2 protein-coding genes are annotated in these 1,555 nt (G+C 44.2%); both read left to right on the forward strand.

Annotation, left to right across the window (positions count from 1 at the left end):
- Positions 1-197 (forward strand): CinA family protein (locus B1K52_RS00345; RefSeq protein ID WP_179106408.1); only part of this gene is annotated, 197 nt, incomplete at its 5' end.
- Positions 198-371: 174 nt separating this feature from the next.
- Complete coding sequence (gene recA / locus B1K52_RS00350) at positions 372-1,403, forward strand: recombinase RecA (protein ID WP_077303953.1); 1,032 nt, start codon at positions 372-374, stop codon at positions 1,401-1,403.
- The last annotated feature ends 152 nt before the right edge of the window (positions 1,404-1,555 follow it).

Consider the following 1,555-nt stretch of genomic DNA (forward strand, 5'->3'; position numbering starts at 1 on the left):
GCTTTACCGGAGCAGCCGGCCCTGATGCATCGGAAGGCAAGGAGCCCGGCACTGTCTTCATCAGCTTGCATGAAAAAGGAAAAGTAACCAAAACAACAGAGCTATCTATTCGAAGCTCGCGGCAAGGTGTACGAGCTATGGCAGTGAAGAAAGGTTTTGAACTGCTCTTCCATCATCTGAAAGCATCGAATTCTTAAAATCTTAATTTGTCAAATACAACAGCGGATAAATGTTCTTTTTCCTTTTAACAAAACATTCTTTTCGACATGTTCGGGTGAATGAAAAAAAGGGAACATTTATTCGCTTTTTGCTTGTTATATCTCATTAAACAAGTTAGAATAGATATAGATAATCCAAAGGAGGAAATACATTTGAGTGAACGTAAACAAGCCCTTGATATGGCTTTGAGACAAATAGAGAAGCAGTTCGGTAAAGGTTCCATCATGAAACTCGGAGAAAGAGCAGAACAGAAGGTCTCTACCGTATCCAGCGGCTCCCTTGCTCTCGACATCGCCCTTGGTGTCGGCGGCTATCCAAAAGGCCGTGTTGTTGAGATCTACGGTCCGGAATCCTCTGGTAAAACGACTGTTGCACTGCACGCAATTGCAGAAGCACAGCGTAACGGCGGACAAGCGGCTTTCATTGATGCAGAGCATGCGCTTGATCCTGTTTATGCACAGAAACTAGGTGTTAACATTGACGAACTTCTGCTTTCCCAGCCGGATACCGGGGAACAAGCACTAGAGATTGCAGAAGCACTCGTACGAAGCGGTGCAGTTGATATTGTTGTTGTTGACTCTGTAGCTGCCCTTGTACCAAAAGCAGAAATTGAAGGGGAGATGGGCGATTCCCACGTCGGTCTTCAAGCACGTCTTATGTCCCAGGCTTTGCGTAAATTGTCTGGTGCCATCAACAAATCAAAAACAACTGCCATCTTTATCAACCAGATTCGTGAGAAAGTCGGTGTTATGTTCGGTAACCCTGAAACAACACCAGGCGGCCGTGCGCTTAAATTCTATTCTTCTGTCCGCCTAGAAGTGCGCCGTGCAGAGACGCTCAAGCAAGGTAATGATATGGTCGGTAACAAAACTAGAATCAAAGTAGTGAAAAACAAGGTTGCCCCTCCGTTTAAGCAAGCGGAAGTTGATATTATGTACGGAGAAGGGATTTCCCGCGAAGGAGAACTTATCGATATTGCCAGTGACTTGGACATTGTTCAGAAAAGCGGAGCTTGGTATTCTTATAACGATGAGCGCTTAGGACAAGGCCGTGAGAATGCGAAGCAGTTTATGAAAGAAAATCCGGAAATAGCTACGACGATTCAGCTGCAAGTACGTGAGCACTACAATCTGGATGCAGATAAGAAACTTCCGGAAGAAGAACAAGAATCACTTGATATGTAAGAAAGAGGCTGAGACAACAGTGTTTTAGCTATAAGAAAGTCCAAACGAAACTGTTATTATATTGCAGTGTCGTTTGGATTTTTTGTTAGATCAATAGATTAGGAGTTGGATACCGCATTGGAGATACAGTCCGCTCTCCATGAATTTCCGGT

Source organism: Terribacillus halophilus (assembly GCF_900162685.1).
GTDB classification, from domain to species: Bacteria; Bacillota; Bacilli; order Bacillales; family Amphibacillaceae; genus Terribacillus; species Terribacillus halophilus_A.